The sequence below is a fragment of the Rhodobium orientis genome, assembly GCF_003258835.1.
GTDB classification, from domain to species: Bacteria; Pseudomonadota; Alphaproteobacteria; order Rhizobiales; family Rhodobiaceae; genus Rhodobium; species Rhodobium orientis.
The window spans coordinates 48,986-65,356 of record NZ_NPEV01000028.1 but is presented as its reverse complement, the minus strand read 5'-3'; the positions used below and the strand labels follow the sequence as shown (position 1 = coordinate 65,356).

The 16,371-nt window shown below is 65.4% G+C and carries 19 protein-coding genes; 18 read left to right on the top strand and 1 reads right to left on the bottom strand.

Annotation, left to right across the window (positions count from 1 at the left end; genetic code table 11):
* The 4 genes from CH339_RS13645 to CH339_RS13630 all read left to right on the top strand — a co-directional run.
* Positions 1–592: DUF3486 family protein (locus tag CH339_RS13645; protein ID WP_245408151.1), on the top strand; the 592-nt coding region annotated here is incomplete at its 5' end.
* Entirely contained in the window at positions 589–2,247 is a 1,659-nt protein-coding gene (locus tag CH339_RS13640) for a terminase large subunit domain-containing protein (protein ID WP_111434903.1), read from the top strand. The genes CH339_RS13645 and CH339_RS13640, both read left to right, overlap by 4 nt.
* Positions 2,247–3,827, top strand: a complete 1,581-nt coding sequence (locus CH339_RS13635; protein ID WP_111434902.1) for a DUF935 domain-containing protein — start codon at positions 2,247–2,249, stop codon at positions 3,825–3,827. Before CH339_RS13640 ends, CH339_RS13635 begins: the two co-directional genes overlap by 1 nt.
* Positions 3,827–5,071 carry a phage head morphogenesis protein gene (locus CH339_RS13630; RefSeq protein WP_111434901.1) on the top strand — a complete coding sequence of 415 codons (1,245 nt, stop codon included), beginning with the start codon at positions 3,827–3,829 and terminating at the stop codon, positions 5,069–5,071. The genes CH339_RS13635 and CH339_RS13630 overlap by 1 nt, the downstream gene beginning before the upstream one ends.
* Here CH339_RS13630 and CH339_RS24335 read toward each other — a convergent pair.
* Positions 4,983–5,492, bottom strand: coding sequence for a hypothetical protein (locus CH339_RS24335; RefSeq protein ID WP_146610176.1), 510 nt, complete (start codon positions 5,490–5,492; stop codon positions 4,983–4,985). The genes CH339_RS13630 and CH339_RS24335 overlap by 89 nt on opposite strands.
* Before the next feature lie 603 nt (positions 5,493–6,095).
* Between CH339_RS24335 and CH339_RS13620 the strand changes: the two genes are divergently transcribed.
* From CH339_RS13620 to CH339_RS13555, 14 genes are all read left to right on the top strand, one after another.
* The gene (locus tag CH339_RS13620) at positions 6,096–7,091 is read left to right on the top strand and encodes a phage protease (RefSeq protein ID WP_111434899.1); all 996 of its coding nucleotides are present in this window, start codon (positions 6,096–6,098) and stop codon (positions 7,089–7,091) included.
* 33 nt (positions 7,092–7,124) lie between these two features.
* Positions 7,125–7,526 carry a hypothetical protein gene (locus CH339_RS13615; RefSeq protein WP_111434898.1) on the top strand — a complete coding sequence of 134 codons (402 nt, stop codon included), beginning with the start codon at positions 7,125–7,127 and terminating at the stop codon, positions 7,524–7,526.
* A 12-nt stretch (positions 7,527–7,538) separates the two neighbouring features.
* Positions 7,539–8,435, top strand: coding sequence for a Mu-like prophage major head subunit gpT family protein (locus tag CH339_RS13610; protein WP_111434897.1), 897 nt, complete (start codon positions 7,539–7,541; stop codon positions 8,433–8,435).
* A gap of 23 nt (positions 8,436–8,458) precedes the next feature.
* A complete protein-coding gene (locus CH339_RS13605) occupies positions 8,459–8,791 on the top strand; it encodes an HI1506-related protein (protein ID WP_111434896.1) in 333 nt (110 codons plus the stop codon).
* Between the two features lie 169 nt (positions 8,792–8,960).
* Positions 8,961–9,266, top strand: coding sequence for a hypothetical protein (locus tag CH339_RS13600; RefSeq protein WP_111434895.1), 306 nt, complete (start codon positions 8,961–8,963; stop codon positions 9,264–9,266).
* The gene (locus CH339_RS13595; protein ID WP_245408150.1) at positions 9,263–9,712 is read left to right on the top strand and encodes a gp436 family protein; all 450 of its coding nucleotides are present in this window, start codon (positions 9,263–9,265) and stop codon (positions 9,710–9,712) included. Before CH339_RS13600 ends, CH339_RS13595 begins: the two co-directional genes overlap by 4 nt.
* Positions 9,709–10,200, top strand: coding sequence for a phage virion morphogenesis protein (locus tag CH339_RS13590; RefSeq protein WP_111434894.1), 492 nt, complete (start codon positions 9,709–9,711; stop codon positions 10,198–10,200). The genes CH339_RS13595 and CH339_RS13590 overlap by 4 nt, the downstream gene beginning before the upstream one ends.
* Positions 10,197–10,727: a hypothetical protein gene (locus CH339_RS13585; RefSeq protein WP_111434893.1), complete on the top strand. Its 531-nt coding sequence runs from the start codon at positions 10,197–10,199 to the stop codon at positions 10,725–10,727. The genes CH339_RS13590 and CH339_RS13585 overlap by 4 nt, the downstream gene beginning before the upstream one ends.
* Entirely contained in the window at positions 10,724–11,299 is a 576-nt protein-coding gene (locus tag CH339_RS13580; RefSeq protein WP_111434892.1) for a hypothetical protein, read from the top strand. Before CH339_RS13585 ends, CH339_RS13580 begins: the two co-directional genes overlap by 4 nt.
* Positions 11,296–11,562: a hypothetical protein gene (locus tag CH339_RS13575; protein ID WP_111434891.1), complete on the top strand. Its 267-nt coding sequence runs from the start codon at positions 11,296–11,298 to the stop codon at positions 11,560–11,562. The genes CH339_RS13580 and CH339_RS13575 overlap by 4 nt, the downstream gene beginning before the upstream one ends.
* Positions 11,563–11,573: 11 nt before the next feature.
* A complete protein-coding gene (locus CH339_RS13570; protein WP_111434890.1) occupies positions 11,574–11,987 on the top strand; it encodes a GPW/gp25 family protein in 414 nt (137 codons plus the stop codon).
* A complete protein-coding gene (locus tag CH339_RS13565; protein WP_111434889.1) occupies positions 11,984–12,886 on the top strand; it encodes a baseplate J/gp47 family protein in 903 nt (300 codons plus the stop codon). The genes CH339_RS13570 and CH339_RS13565 overlap by 4 nt, the downstream gene beginning before the upstream one ends.
* Complete coding sequence (locus tag CH339_RS13560) at positions 12,879–14,099, top strand: phage tail protein I (protein ID WP_111434888.1); 1,221 nt, start codon at positions 12,879–12,881, stop codon at positions 14,097–14,099. Before CH339_RS13565 ends, CH339_RS13560 begins: the two co-directional genes overlap by 8 nt.
* A gap of 3 nt (positions 14,100–14,102) precedes the next feature.
* On the top strand, positions 14,103–16,367 hold the full coding sequence (locus CH339_RS13555) for a hypothetical protein (RefSeq protein ID WP_111434887.1): 2,265 nt from the start codon (positions 14,103–14,105) through the stop codon (positions 16,365–16,367).
* Positions 16,368–16,371 lie beyond the last annotated feature (4 nt).

Genomic DNA, 16,371 nt, shown 5'->3' with positions numbered 1-16,371 from the left:
CCGCGCCGGCCGGGGCCGGCTGTCCTCGATCGACCTGTTGCCGCCCGAAGCGGACCCGATTGTTGCCTGGGCGATGCAGGAGCTTCGGGCGCGAGACCGGACCCAGGAAGACATCCGCGTCGAATTCAACGAGCGTTTGGAAAAGCTGGCGCTGGACCACGGGCTCGCGATTGAACCGATTTCGCGCTCGGCCTTCCATCGCCATGGCTTCCGGCTCGCGAAAATCGCCCGCCGGCTGGAAGAAACGCGGGCGATTGCCGGTGCGCTCACCGAACGGCTCGGTGCGGACCAATCCGACGATCTCACCGTCATGGTTTCAGAGACCATCAAGACGCTGGTCCTTGAGATGCTGGAAGGGGCCGAGGCCGGCGGCATCGACCCGAAAGGCGCCGCGGAACTCGCCCGCGCCCATAAAACGGCCGTTCAAGCGCAGGCCATCTCGACCGACCGGCGCCGCAAGATCGAGAAGGAATTCGCAGAAAAGACCGAACAGGCGATCGAGAAGGTTGCCAAGGCCAAAGGTCTCACCGCCGACACGGTCAAGACCATCAAGGCCAGCATCCTCGGTATTGACCTGGGCGGCGGCGAATGAGCGCGCCCGTCAGCGAAGCCGAGATCAAGTCGGCTCGGCACATCACCGAGGAAGAATGGCGGGAGCTGCGCCTTCAATCCCTTCACGGGCTTCCCGAGGAACTGGCCGGCGGCGGCATCCCCGACGTGCTCCTCGGCTACCAGAAGGCTCTTCTTGCCTCTACGGCGCAGCACCACGTCACCGTCGTTGAAAAGAGCCGGCGGACCGGCGCCACCTGGGCGCTCGGCGCCGACGCGGTTCTCACCTCCGCCGCCAGCCGCCCGGACGGCGGCATGGACACCTTCTACATCGGCTACAATCTCGACATGGCGCGCGAGTTCATCGACGTCTGCGCCATGTGGGCGCGGGCCTTCGATGAGGCCGCAAGCGACATCGGCGAGTTCGTTTTCAAGGACCGGGACGAGAACGGCAAGGAACGCGACATCCAGGCGTTCCGCATCTATTTCGCCTCCGGGTTCGAGATCGTCGCGCTCGCCTCCCGGCCGCGCTCGCTGCGCGGTCGCCAGGGCTATGTCATCGTCGACGAGGCGGCCTTTCACGACGACCTTGAAGCGCTTTTGAAGGCCGCCTTCGCGCTCCTGATCTGGGGCGGCAAGGTGGCCGTACTGTCGACCCATGACGGCGAGGACAATCCCTTCAACAACCTGGTCCAGGACGTGCGCGCCGGCCGGCGTCCCTACAATCTCGTGCGGTTCGATTTCGACGAGGCACTCAAGGACGGGCTCTATCAGCGCATTTGCCTTGTGACGGCCAAGCAATGGTCGGTCGAGGCCGAGGCGAAGTTTCGTTCCGAAATCATCGGCTTTTACGGCGAAGGCGCCGACGAGGAGCTGTTCTGCATTCCCTCGAAAGGATCGGGCACGTTCCTGCCCGGTCACCTGATCCGGGCCGCCATGTCGCCGGATATCCCGGTCATTCGTTGGGAGCCGCCGGCCGACCTCGTGCACAGGCCGGAAAGCGAACGGGCATCGATCGTCGAGGCGTGGTGCGAGGACGCCTTGAGGCCGCACCTCGACACGCTCAACAAGGCACTCCGCCACTGCTTCGGCGAGGACTTCGCCCGCGTCGCCGACCTCACCGTCATCTGGCCGTTCGTCATCCAGAGGACGATGGACCTTGCAACGCCCTTTGTGGTCGAGCTGCGCAACGTCCCCTTCGAATGCCAGAAGCAGATTCTCTTTTTCATCCTCGACCGGATGCCGCGGCTTTCCGGCGGCGCGATGGATGCCACAGGCAACGGCGCCTATCTCGCCGAAGTCGCGCAACAGAAATACGGCGCCTCGTTGGTCGAGGCGGTCCACTTCACCACCGAGTGGTACCGGGAAAACACGCCGAAATTCAAAGCCGCGTTCGAGGACGGGTCGCTGCTCATCCCGAAGGATGACGACGTCTACACGGACCTACGCGTCTTCAAGAAGATCGCGGGCGTTGCGCGCATCCCGACCGACAAGCGCACGCTGGAGCTTGCCTCCCAGACCCGCAAGCGCCACGGCGACGCGGCGATCGCCGCCTTGCTCGGCCACTATGCCAGCGAGATCGACGCCGGCGAGTTCGCCTATCGCCCGATCCATGAAGGCGGCGACGACATCGCGGCTGAGGATGGTGCATGGCCGGGGCGCGGCATCGATCCCGGACACCGCGGAGGGATTTGGTGATGGCGAAAAAACCCGTTCTCGTCGATCCCCACGGCCGGCCGCTTTCGGCCCGGCTGCTGGAGGAGGAAATCGCCGCGCCGACCGTCACCGGCGTTCGCTCGACCTGGTCGGAGCCGGTCGCCTCAGGGCTCGATCCTCACCGCCTTTCCACGATCCTGAGGGCGGCGACGGAAGGCGATCACGTCGCCTATCTGACGCTTGCCGAGGAGATCGAGGAGCGCGACCTTCATTACCGGTCCGTGCTCGGCACCCGCAAGCGCGCCGTTACCGGCATCGAGCCGATCGTCACGGCCGCCAGCGAGGACAAGAAAGACGTCGAGATCGCCGAGAAGGTGCGCGAGCAGCTGGTCGAGACGCCCGAGTTCACCGGCATGCTCGACGATCTTCTCGACGGCGTCGGCAAGGGCTATTCGGTGGTCGAGCCGGTGTGGGAGCACGGCGATCTCTGGAAGCCGGCCGAATATCACTGGCGCGATCCGCGGTTCTTCCAGTTCGACAGAATGGGGCGCGGGCTGCGGTTGCGCGAGGACGGCAACACGGACGGTCTGCCGCTGAAGCCTTACACCTTCGTCGTCCATATCCCGAAGCTCAAATCGGGCTCACCGCTGCGCGGCGGGCTCGCCTTCGCCGCGGCCTGGGCGTTTCTCATAAAGTCGTTCGCGGTCAAGGACTGGGCGGCGTTCCTGGAAGTCTTCGGCATGCCGCTCAGGCTCGGCCGCTACCCCTCCGGGGCCAGCCCGGAGGAGCGGGCCGTGCTTCTGCGCGCGGTCCGCATGCTGGCGATCGATGCGGCGGCGATCGTGCCGCAGGGCATGGACATCGAGTTCATCGAGGCAAAGGGCGGCCAGGGCAACGCGGTCTTCGGCGCCATGTGCGAATACGAGGACGGGCAGATCTCCAAGCTCGTCCTCGGCCAGACCATGACGACCGACGACGGGTCGAGCCTTGCCCAGGCCGCCGTCCACGAAAACGTCCGCTTCGACATCCTGCGCGCCGACACGCGCCAACTCTCCGCCACCGTCAATCGGGACCTGGTGCAGCCGTTCGTGTCGTTCAATTACGGGCCGCAGGAGCGCTACCCGCATGTGGACATCCCGGTCGCCGAGGCCGAGGACATCAACACAATGGTCAACGCCCTGACCAAGCTGGTGCCGCTCGGCCTGGAAGTGGAGATGGGCGAAGCGCGCGACCGGCTCGGCTTCAGCGAACCGGAGAAGGGCGCAAAAATTCTGGCGTCTCCCAAACGTCCAAAAGCCAAGCCGGATGATGGCAGCCCGCCTGAAGATGCGGCCGGGGCGCGGCAACGGGTCTGTCCGGACTGCGGCCAGGAGCACGCGGTGGCGGCGCTTCAGGGGGATGCGCTGGACGAGCTTCTGGAAGAAGCCCTCGGCGCCTGGCAGCCGGACCTTGAGCCGCTGCTTGCGCCGGTTCGCGCGGCCTTCGACGAGGCCACCGGCTATGACGATCTCATCGCACGGCTCGACACCCTTTCCGGCGACATGGACGCCGCACCGCTTGCCAGCTCGCTTGCGGTCCTGATGATGAAGGCGCGCGGCCTCGGCGATACCGGGGACGGCTGATGCCCGAACTCTTTGCCGAAGCGCCCGAGGAAGTGCGGCGCTATTTCGACCAGAAGCGCAGCCGGCCGAGCTTCGACTGGCGCGACGTGGCGCCGGAGGAGCACGCCTATTCCTTCACCGTTGCCAAGACCGCTGGCTATGACGTCCTCGACGACATCCGCCAGGAGGTCGACGCGGCCATCCGCGAGCGGGTGCCGTTCGAAGCGTTCCGCCGCAACCTCGAACCGGTCCTGAGGAAAAAGGGTTGGTGGGGAAAGGCCGTCGCCGGGGACCCCAAGGACGGGCTCTACAAGGTCGTCCAGCTCGGCAGCCCGCGCCGCCTCAGGACCATCTATTGGGCGAACACCCGAACCGCACATGCGGCAGGCGAATGGGAGCGGACGCAAAGGACCAAGGGCGCGCTGCCGTATCTGCTCTACATGATCTCGGTTGCCAGCCACAAGCGGCCGGAACACCTCGCCTGGGTCGGCATCATCCTGCCGGTCGACGATCCGTTCTGGGCAACCCACTATCCGCCGAACGGCTGGATGTGCCAGTGCCGGGTCCGGCAGATCACCGCTCGCGAGGCACGACAGCTGCTCGGCCGGGAACCGGACGACGGCGGGGTCATCTACCGGGACACGGCGCCGGAGATCGCAACGCGCCCCTGGCGCAACAAGCGCACGGGCGAGACCGTTCGGGTGCCGGTCGGCATCGATCCGGGCTGGCAGACCAATCCCGGCAAGAACCGGGCGCGCAACGCCGCAACGTTCCTTTCCGGCGAGCTTGACGCCATGACGGAGAACCGGCGCCGCATCGCCGTCGCCGACCTGGTCGGCTCGCGTCCCTTCCGGGCGATCCAGTCCGGCGAGATTCCTTACAGGCCCAACGATCCCGATCCGGCCAACCGGTTACGCGGCGCGTTGTCGGCACCCGTCGCCATGCTTCCAGACGCCCTGGCCAAGCGGCTTGGGTCCAGGACGAAGACGGTTCGGTTCTCGGTGGCCGATGCCGAGAAGCAGGCGCGGAAGCGTCGGCGCAAGGACGGTGCTCCGCTGCTTGCGGCCGAGGACTACGGAAAGGTGCAGCAGCTCATCGACAAGGGGCGACCGATCCACGAGCAGGACCGAGACGTCCTATTCGTGGGCGAGGTAGAGGGTCGGCCCTGGCTGGCGGTCATTCGCCGGACGGTTGCGGGGTCGGAGCTTTTTCTGAAGTCGTTCCATCCGCTGGAGATGCGGCATTTGGGGCGAATTCTTCGTTGAGGCGATCCAAGAACTGCCTTCGGGAAGCTTTTTTCTTATCGGCCACGGCTTCTTTAATGTCCTGGATAATTTGCTCTATCGTTGAGGCGTTTGACGATTGGTGCCCCTTCATTTCTTCCAACGTCAAACCCCAGGGCCGTTCGATCATTACCGGTGCGCTTTGCAGTTCCGCTCGGGCCTTCGGCGTAAGCGTGACGCCCGAATACTGGTCTAAAATATCCATCGCCCAGGTCCGCGCTCCGGAAGCTGGGCTTTTCTCCGGATCGCTTCGCAGGATGCTAAGAGCAACTTCAACCATCTTGATATCGAGCTCGCGGTCCTTGCTGGCGAAGGTCCACCAGCCGCCGGCGAAGCTCAGACCGCTGGTGATGACGGCAATGGCGATCGCCTGAGGCCAGGACACTCCGTTCGCCTCGCTCATCTCCGAACTCCACGCGCCATGTGAGGGAAAGAGGGCCAGGGGTGCGGAACGTCCCCACGGGCAGGTGCCCGGTTCTCCGACTGGCTCGGCCCGAACCGAATATGACGCGCGGAACGCGGGTTTTCAACATGTTCCCGAATGCATAAGTTGTCATTCGGAGGTTCGCCATACCCAGACATCCGCTCGCCCGCTTTCTTTCCGCCGCTGCCGGCATTGGTCTGCTGGTCCTTCTCGCCGTTGGCATCGGGCAGATGAGCGCTCTCCCCGATGCCCACAATGCAGCCGAAGCGGCCGCACAGAAACACGGGCTGGAGCTTCGCGGATTCGGCGACTTGGAAAACGCCCGGCGCCCCTGACGACACCCTAAAAAGAACGGCGAGGCAACCCGCGCCGCGCCAGGGCGGCGGGAAGCGTTTCCGCGCGCCATCGGCCGTGAAAACCCGTTTTGCGGCTCCAGCCCCCTTTGAAACCCCTTTAACGGGCCTGTTTCGATCGATCCGGAAGGGAGAGGTGCGGCGCCTGGCCTGGCGGCGCGGATTTCGCGCGGTCCCCTGACATCTGTCAGTAGGGAAACGGGATGGGGCACCGGTCAATTTGTGTCCCATGACGCTGGAAACCGCAAGAGCCGCATTCGCGACCGCCTTCGAAGCCGCCTCGGCACCGAGCGAGGCGCAGCTGTTTCCGGCCGGCCCGGCGATTGAGGGCCGCGACGGGCGCTCCTGGCGCCTCAGCGACCCGGCCGCCGTCGTTGCCGCCTTCAAGGCCAACAAGGCGCCGCTCGTCATCGACTACGAGCACGCGTCGTTTCTGAAGGCCGACAGCGGCGAAGAGGCCCCGGCGGCCGGCTGGATCACCGACGTCTTCGTGAAACCGGACAATTCGATCTGGGGAAGCGTCGAATGGACCGAGCGCGCCAGCGGCATGATCGCCCGGCGCGAGTACCGCTTCCTTTCCCCGGAGTTCGTGTTCGACCGGGACACCCGTGAAATCTCCCGACTGCGCGCCGCCGGCCTCGTCAATCGGCCGGCGCTGGAACTGGCTGCCCTTGCCAAAGAGAAAGAGGACCCCGCCATGAACCTCACCGCCATCTGCTCGGCCCTCGGCCTCGTCGCCGCGGCAAGCCCGGAGCAAGTCCTGGAAGCGATCGAGAAGCTGAAGGGCGAGCGCGATACCGCCCGGTCCGAGGCCGAGACCGCGATTGCCGCCGCCAAGACGCCGCCGATCGACAAGTTCGTGCCGCGCGCCGACTACGACAAGGTCAAGGAAGACCTGGCGACGGCGCGTGCCGAGACGGAAGCGACCCGCAAGGCCGAGCACGACAAGAAGGTGGCCGCGGCGATCGACGCGGCGGTCAAGGCCGGCAAGATCGCGCCGGCCTCCAAGGACCACTACGTCGCGCTCTGCAAGACCGACGACGGCTTCAAGTCCTTCGAGCAGCTCGTTGCAACGATGCCGGTCATCGGCGACGGCTCCGGGCTCGACGGCCAGGACCCGCAAAAGCCAGCCGGTGCGCTCACCGGCGAGGAAAAGGCGATCTGCGCCCAGCTCGGCATTTCCGAGGCGGACTACGCAAAGGACAAGGCGGCCGTCGCCGCCTGATCGAGGCTCACCAGTCAGAAGGAGAACGCGGCGATGCTTTCCGGCCCGCGCATGACGAAGGAAATTCTCGGCGACGTGCACGTCTATGAGGTCGCCGCCGATGCGGTCGTCCACCAGGGCGGCATGGTCGTTCTCGACGCCGGCTATGCCGACGCCGGCAAGGCTGGCGCCGGCCTCGTCTCAGTCGGCCGCGCCGAGGAAACCGTCGACAACACCGGCGGCGCCGACGGCGCCAAGACCGTGAAGGTGAAGCGGGGCGTCTTTTCCTACGCCAACTCCGCCACCGACCCGATCGACGAAACCCACATCCGCAAGACCGCCTACGTCGAGGACGACGAGACGCTCGCCGCCACGGACGGCACCGGGACCCTCTCGGCCGCCGGCAAGATCATCGGTCTCGACGGCACCGACGCGGTGCTGGTCGAGCTGCGCTAGGAGACCGACCCCATGCTCATCAATGCCGCCAACCTGCAGAGCCTCTATGTCGGCTTCCGGCGCAACTTCCAGGGCGCGTTCGACGCTGCTCAGACCGCATATGGCCGGATCGCCACCGAGATCCCGTCGACCACCCGCCAGAACGAATATGGCTGGCTCGGCAACTTCCCGAACATGCGCGAATGGATCGGCCCCCGCCACGTCCAGTCGATCAAGGACCACGGCTACGCGATCAAGAACAAGCCGTTCGAGATCACCGTCGGCGTCGACCGCGACGACATCGAGGACGACAATATCGGCATCTACAAGCCGATGATGGAGGAGCTCGGCCGCTCCACCGCCGCCCATCCGGATCAGCTCGTCTTCAGCCTGGTCAAGTCGGCCTTTGAGACCAAGTGCTATGACGGCCAGAACTTCTTCGACACCGACCACAAGGTGCTCGACGAGGACGGCAAGGAGACGTCGGTCTCCAACATGACGGCCGGCGCCGGCCCTGCCTGGTATCTGCTCGACACCTCCCGGCCGCTGAAGCCGTTCATCTTCCAGAAGCGGCGCGCGCCTGAGTTCGTCGCCAAGACCGACCCGAAGACCTCCGACCGCGTGTTCGAGCAGAAGGAGTTCATCTACGGCGTCGACTATCGCGGCAATGTCGGCCTCGGCTTCTGGCAGATGGCGCACGGCTCGAAGGCGGACCTTTCGACCGCGAATTTCGACGCGGCCTATGACGCGATGACGACGCTGAAGACCGACCACGGCCGGCCGCTCGGCATCAAGCCGACCCTCCTCGTCATTCCGCCGTCGCTGCGCACGGCCGCCGACGAGGTGATCAAGAACGCCAAGCGGACGGATTTCACCGACAACACCAACAAGGACATCGTCGAGGTGTTCATCTGCCCGTGGCTCGCCTGAGCCAGGGGTAACAGGGAGCGTGGATGATGGCCGGCAATGAGACCGCAAAGCCGACCGGCAAACGGACGCGCCGCAGCAAGACCACGGCGCAATCCAAGCCGACCGCGGCCGAGCCGAAACCGGCCGCGCCGGCTGCCGATCCCCCAGCGGGGGCGCCAGGCGACCAGGACGACGCCGCTTCTCGCACATCGGCGGGCGCCGTCCTGGTCGTCACCGGCCCTCAGCAAGGCCGGCGACGGGCCGGCCGCCGCTTCGGCCCCGTGCCGGTGCGGATTGCCGCCGTCGACCTCAGCGAAGTCGAGCGCGAGGCGATCGAGAACGACCCGGAGCTGAGCGTCTCCATCGCCGAGGACTGACACAATATCCGAGAGGGCGGTCTGGTACGGCTCGCAAGGCCCCCAGCACTCTCCCCGCGTCCGGCTTTGGGAGAGTTGAGGCAATCCGGCCAACACGGCGTTTAGCGCGCCGCCCGCACGCATTTCGGCCGTCACGACGACGGCGGTCAACGGGAGCATTCGCGAAGATATGAGCCGAGAATTCGGAAGCTTTCAGCCCGGATATCTGTATCAGCAGATCGACTTCGCCGTAAGCGACCTGGCGGACGCCTACCACGAGTCGTCGCGTGTTTGGTCCGGGTTATTGAGTGAGTTCCAGCCCGTGGCGGTTGCGATATGCGGCGCCGAGGCGTGTGACACGGGCCCAGAGCAAACCATTATCGAAGCGATCGAGGCGCTGCCGAGATTGCGCAAGGAGCTGGAGACGATCGAGAACTTCCTGGCCCCCTACAAGGCCGTCGCAGAACAGGCCATCAAGACCCGGTTGAAGGCGTGAGCGAAACGATGATCTACGCCAGCAAGGCCGACATTGAGGCGCTCTACGGTCCGGATTTTCTGACCGACATCCTGCCGGGCGAGATGACCGAGCCGGCCGACATCGATGCCGCCGTTGCCAATGCGCTCAGCGCCGCCTCGGAGGAGATCGACGAATATCTCTCCGCCCGCTACCGGCTGCCGCTGAAGTCGGCTCCGTCCAATTTGCGCCGCCCGGCGATCGACATCGCCGTCTATGTGCTCGCAAACCGCCATTCATCGCTGACCGAGGATATCCGCCAGCGCTACGAGGACGCCACCGCGCGCCTGAAACGCATCGCCGACGGCAAGTCCGGCCTCGGGACCAGCGAGCCGCGCATCGATGGCGGCGGATCGACCACCGCAACCGGCTCCGGCGCCGACTTCACGGCTGAGCCGCGCCGCTTCACACGGGACACCATGCGATGACCGGGGCCGCCGTCACAATCACCGAAACGGGGCTGTCCGAAGCGGTCGCCGCGATCGACGGCATCGCCCACCTGCCGGAACACAAGGTGCTCGACACCATCGGCCGGCTGGTCCAGGAGCAGACCCGCCGGCGTATCACGTCGGAAAAAACCTCGCCGGATGGCGCAGCCTGGAAGGAAAACTACGCAAGGACGCCGATCCTAGAACAAAGCGGAGCGCTCGCGGATTCCATCGACTATGCGGTCGATGGTTCGTCAGTGATGATCGGCTCCGGGCTAGTCTATGCCGCCATTCACCAGTTCGGCGGCGTTATCAAACCGCGCTACGGCGACGCGTTGAAGTTCTGGTTCCAGGTCGGCGCAAACGTGGACTTCGTCATTGCGAAGCAGGTGACGATGCCGGCGCGCCCCTATCTCGGCGTCTCGGAAGACAACAAGGCGGAAATCCTCGAAGCGGTCACCGACTGGATTGGGGGGCTCGTCCAATGACGGATCCGGAATCCCGCCTCGTTGCCTATCGCAAGGCCGTCACCGCCGGCATCAGGGCCGCGCTGCCGGAGTTGAAGACCTGCGACGGCATCGGTGGCCGATTCGACCTGGAAGAAATCGAAAGCCGGTCGATCACGTCGCCAGCGGTCCTGGTCGGCATCCTGGCCGCACCGCTGAAGTCCGAGGCGCAGGGGACCGGCCGGGCCACCCTCAAGGTTGCGGCCTTCGTCCTGACCGAGGGGCGCTCCCGTGACGACACGTCTTGGGCAATCGCGGAGGCGATCGGGGCGCTGGCCGTCTCAAAGAGCACGGCGCGCTGGGGCCTCGACCATCTCGCCCTGCCGAGCGAGGTCAGGATCGAGCCGGTGATATCGCGGCGCAAACGCGGGGTCGCCCTTGTCGTCGTGCAATGGTCGCAATCGCTGTCGGAGATCGGCGCCTCGGTGTTCGACGAAAAAGACGTTGCCTACACCGAACTCTACATCGACGGCGCGCTTGCCGTTGATCTGGCGGAGGACGCGACATGAGCTTCGAAGGCGCTTTCCGCGACATGTACAAGCGGTTTGAAGATCTCGACCGGCGCCTTGCCTCCGTCATCGTCAATGGCAGGGTCGCCGAGGTGCGCTGGCAGGGCGACCGCCAGGAAATCCGCATGGAGATCGCGCCGCTCGACCCGCGAACGGGCAAGAAGACGCTTTCGCCCTGGGTGCAGGTGCAGGATCTCGCCGGCGCCGGCGGCGGGGAGTTCTCCTCTTCGGTTCCGGTCGCCGTGAACGAGCCGATGCGGCTGCTTTCGCCCTCCGGTGAGGTCGGGCCCGGCTCGATCGCGATCCGCGACAGTCACGATGACGACAATCCCAACCCGGCAACGGATCACAGCGAGGCCGTCCTTCGCAAAGGCGACACGACCGTTGGCATCAAGGGCGACCGGCACCGCATCGAGACGCCGGCCCATCTCGTCAAATCGGACCGGGTCGACCTCGGCGACGAAGGCGGCCCAAAGGTCGCCCGCGTCGGCGACTTGGTCCACGTCCAGTCCGGCTCTTCGGCCGGCTACTGGCCGATTGTTTCAGGCTCGGAGAAAGTGAGGGCAACATGACGACCCGCGAAAAGAACGACTACCGCGTCACCAGGAAGGCCGGTCCTTTCGTTGCCGGCGTCCGCAATCCCGGAACCGGCAAGACGCTTCAACTCACCGAGGAAGGCGCACGCTACGGCGTGATCGCCGGCGAGCTGGTGCCGTCAGACAAGTGGGACGAAAAGCTGCACGGATCGGCCGAAGACACTGAGGGCGACGCGCCCGCTGCGGAATCCGGGACCGAGACGCCGAAGCCCGCCAAGGGCGGCCGCTCCAAGGGATAGGACCGACCACAATGGCGCGCACCGGGATCAACGCGGAGACGGGGAAGCTGCTGGTCGGCTGGCCGCATTGCGAGCAGTCGATCCGCAAGATCCTCAGCACCCGTTTCAACACGCGCACCCGGTACCGCCACCTTGGCAGCGACGTTCCCGACCTTCAGGACCAGAACGCCACCGACCACACCCTCCTGAAGCTCTACACCGCAGTTCATGCGGCCATCGACGACGAGACGGACGGCGAACCCGGCTTCGACCTGACCTCGATCGAGATGATCGAATATGGGCGGGCTGGCCGTTTTGCCTTCATGCTCGACGGCATCTACTACCCGAACGGCCATCTCGGTGATTTCAGCATCGCGGAGGACCGGCGCGCGGTCATTCCGGTCTCGACCACGGCCCGGCTCGACCTTGTCGAGGTGGGCTCATGACCGATTACATCGCCAACGATCTCGACCGCAGCCGGCTCTCGCTTCCGAAGCTGGTCGACGACGACTACGACACGATCGAGGCCGAACGCCTTGCCGCGCTGAAGGCCGGCTACGAGGCCCGCGGGCTCGGTTGGGACACCGGGCAGACCAAATGGGAACCGGGCGTCATCCTGGAGCAGCACGACGCCGACCGCGAACAGCGCGACCGGCGCAGCATCAACGACGCGGTCAAGGCGTGGTCGATTGACGATACCTGGGGCGAGTTCCTGGATGTCCTCGGCGCCGGCGTCTTCTGCATCCGGCGGGTGATCGGAACGGACGCCAACGGCAATCCGGTCATGGAGGAGGACGAGGAATACCGGCGCCGCATCAAGCTGGCGCCAGCGACCCTTTCTCAGGCCGCGCCGGGCAATTACGAGTACTTCGCCTCGAGCGTCCATCCGGAAATCAAACACGCCCGGATCGTCGGCATCGATGGGCCGCGGATCAATCTCGCCCTGCTCGGCCGCTACGGCGACGGCACGCCCTCGGCCGGGGCGGTCGCAGCCGTCCACAACTACGTCTACGACGCCGCCAACCATGCTAAGCTCGGCACCGACGTGCCGCAATTTACCGGCGCGGGGGTTCTCACCTATCAAATTGCTGTCCATCTCCTGCTGCCGCGGGGCCCGTCGAAGGCGGCGGCGATCGCCGAGGCAACGACACGCCTGCAGGCGATGGCCGATCGGCGCCACCTGCTCGGCGCATCGGTCGGCCGCGACCGCATCCAGGCAAATGCCCTCGTTGCCGGCGCCGAGGCCGCCGTGATCCTTTCGCCGGCCGCCGACATCAAGCCGACCCTCGGTGAAGTCGCCTATTGCACCGACATCGCCGTGACGGCGGAGGTGGTCGATGTCTGACGATCTCCACCGGACCGTCGTTCCATCCAACGCCGGCGCCTTCGAGCGTGCCGTTGAGGAAGTCAATGCCGCCCGCCGGCCGCTGCCGGCGACGATCCTGTGGGGCCTCGACGATCCCTATCGCTGCCCCGACGCGCTGCTGCCGTTCCTTGCCCGCAAGAAGGGCTGCCGGGTCTGGGATGACGACTGGACGCTCGACAAGCAGCGCCGGGTGATCGCGACCGAAGCCGCGCGCAAGCGCCTGGTCGGCCTGCCGGAGGCGATCCGCGCCTATGTGGAGCTTTACGATTGGGCGCGGGTCCATCGGATCGAGGACGCGCCCCAGGACTTCTTCCTGATCGACGAGGACGAGGATGCCAATCGCGCCTGGCTGGACGGCCTGCCGGAGCTGCGCATCTACCCCTTTTTCAAGCCGGGCGACGACGCCGGCCTTTTTCTCGATGCCGATTTTCTGGGGGGCGACTTCCTCGTCGACGACGGCGCGGAGTCCGGCTTCCGGGCCACCTTTTTCAAGGACGGCGCCGAGGCCGACATAGGCTTGCTCGACCGCACCGCGCCCGTCGATGTGGACGGCGGCGAGATCCGGCTCGCCCTGCCGGGCTTTGCCGATGTCGGCGAGATGTTCCTCGATGATGGCTTTTTCGGCATTGACTTCCTGGAGCCTGACCCGGCCGGCCGCACCGTCGTCATTTCACGCGGCACGATCGGGAGAAACGCCGTCGCGCCGGGGCTTCGGCCGGTGACGGCGACGCCGGAACTCGTTTCGAAACCCCGCGTCGACGCGGCAAACTTCTACCTGGACGTCGACACTCTCGACGACGGGTTCCTTGGCGCGGCCGGTGACGGCTCCGCCACCTATTGGCGCTATCGGCTGTACGATCCGGACGCCGGCGCGGTCCGGGTCGCCGCTGCGCCGGGCGGCTATCTCGACGCCGATCGACTTGGCCTGCCCGATTTTACTTTGATCGTCCACGTGGAGATCATCGGCGCCGCTGGCGTCGACGAGACATTTTGCGACGCCGATTTCCTCGACGACGGCTTTTTCACCCCGGACGGCCCGGACCGGCTCGACCGGCTCATCGAGGCTATCGATGCCGGCTCCGCCGCCCGTGACACCGTGCTCCTCAACACCAACGTCCACCGCCTCATAGCGCTCGGCGACGCCCCGCCGCTCGACGGCACCTATCGCCTCGGCCAATACATCAAGGACTAGATCATGGAACGCCAGGTCAACGTTGTTCAGAACCAGAAGCTCCCGAGTTCGGAACTTCTTCGGGTCCAGGATTTCGCCCGCGAGGCGGTCGATCATGTGGTGCGCGACGCCATCGTTTCCGGAAGGGCCTTTACCGGCATGGGTGTCAGCGAAGACGGGCCGACCGGGGTGACCGTCGATGCCGGCCGGCTGTGGCTCGGCGGGCCGGTCCACACCTATGCCGGCGACGCCCTCGACCTTTTCAGCCTGAAGGCCGCCCAGCACATGACCAAAGTGGCGATCGTCGCCTGGGGCGCGGATGTCAGCACGGACATCGCGACGCGGACGATCATGACGAACACCGAAACCCGGCAGACAACGGAGCAACAGGTCGCAACGACCAGGCTGCGCAACGTCTCGGTCCAGGCGCTCGGCGGCGCCGACGATCCCAACCCCCAACTGCCGGCGATCTCATCGAGCGTTCTCCTCATTGCCGTCGTCACCATGGACACGGCCGGGATCGTCTCGATTGAGATGCAGGAGCAGCATCGACTGCCCAACCTTGCCGACATCGAAAACCGCACCGAGGCGTTGGAGGCCTTCCGGAACGACTATGAGCCCATTATTTCCGGGATTGCCTCCGACGTCGCCTCCATTGCCGGTTCCGAGCCGGTTGTCTCCGCCGACCAGTTCTCTGGCGCGTTGCGCGAAATCGCCCGTCTGCGCGAGCAGGTCAACCTGCCGGACAGCTACACGGGCTCCGGATCGGACAGCTTCCTGACCGCTGACGAAAGCAACCTTTCGGATCTCGACTCCCTTGTCCGTGTTGAGGAAGGCGTGCGCTTCCCCTACGCCAACGACAGCGGCCACCTGCCGGTCGATCTTGCCAATGCGAACGATCCCAAGGCGACGATCGTCGGCAACATCCTGTTGCCGAAATGGAGCGGAGTCACCAGGCTGGCCGTCCCCGGCAAAGATGGCTCAGTCGCGGTTTCGGCCTATGAAACCCAGGAGACCACCTTCAAACGGAAGGTTATCTCGCGGACCGTGACCAGCCTCGGCGCGCCGCATCTGGCATGTACCAACAGCCGCGCATGGTGGTCCGACGTTACCTGGTACAATCAGACGACATTCGCCCGGCACGGCGAAGTGTTCGTGGTCCTGGGAGAAAACGTCCGGGCCGGAAAGCATAACCAGCCGAAGTTCACACGCTACGCCAAGCTCAAGAAGGACACCATCACAGACACCTATTGGTATCCGGTAGAAAACACGATCACCATCACCGGCACGATCACGGCGCAGGATTTCGTTGCGCCGGCAACTGGATGGTTGGTGGATATCCCGCTCTACTTCTCCAGCCTGGGGCGGATCGGACCGGTCAATGTCCTCCTCACCAAGACTCTCAGCAACGGCGATCCGGACGTCAACGCGGTGATCGGCGAGGCCGTCCTCGATGTGGAAGACCTGAAGCTTTATCCGCACAAGACCAGCGTGCCGATCACACCGGTGTTCACCGAGATCGGCGAACGCTACGCCATCGTCATCGTGACGACGGGAGATCACCGCCTGGTCACTGCCCCCGGCGCGAAGTACACCGCCGGTGCGCTTCGGCAAGGCGTTGCCGGCAGCTTCCTGCAAGGCGACCTGACCAAAGACCTGAAGTTCAATCTCGTTTATGCGCAGTTTGAGCGCGGCAACGTGGTCCTCAATCTCAAGGCCTGCAATCTCGACGGCGGTATCGGCGGCATCGAGATTATCGCCGGCCAGGTCGTCCCCGACGGAACCAGCCTCGTCTATGAGATCAATCCCGGCGACGGCTGGGTCTCGATCGACCAGGCTGCCGCCGATGCAGCCGTGTTCGCCAACCTTCCGGCGATTGTCGATGTGCGCGTCACCATGCTCGGTTCCACCGATCTCATGCCCGGCGTCAATCTGGACGATGCAACCATCCGGCTGATGCGCTCGGCCAACGTCTTCAAGCACTTTTCCACCGAACGCCTACTCGCAGCCCCGACATCCACGGTGGAGGTGCGGTGGCTGCTGGAAGGCTGGAACGAGGCCCGCCACACCTTCGATTGCGCGCTCCGGATCGGCGGCGCGATCGAGGCCTGGGACTCCATGGAGGAGATCACGCTGAAGGATGAGCCTGACATCGAGGGGCGCATCGAGCGCGTTTTCACCTTCAATCTGGACGCCCCCACCGACCGCTACGAGATCGTCGTCGACGGCACCACGACGACGCCGCTCGACCTGTTCCACGGCGCCCGCCGCGACGACGTGGCGCTTTAGAGAA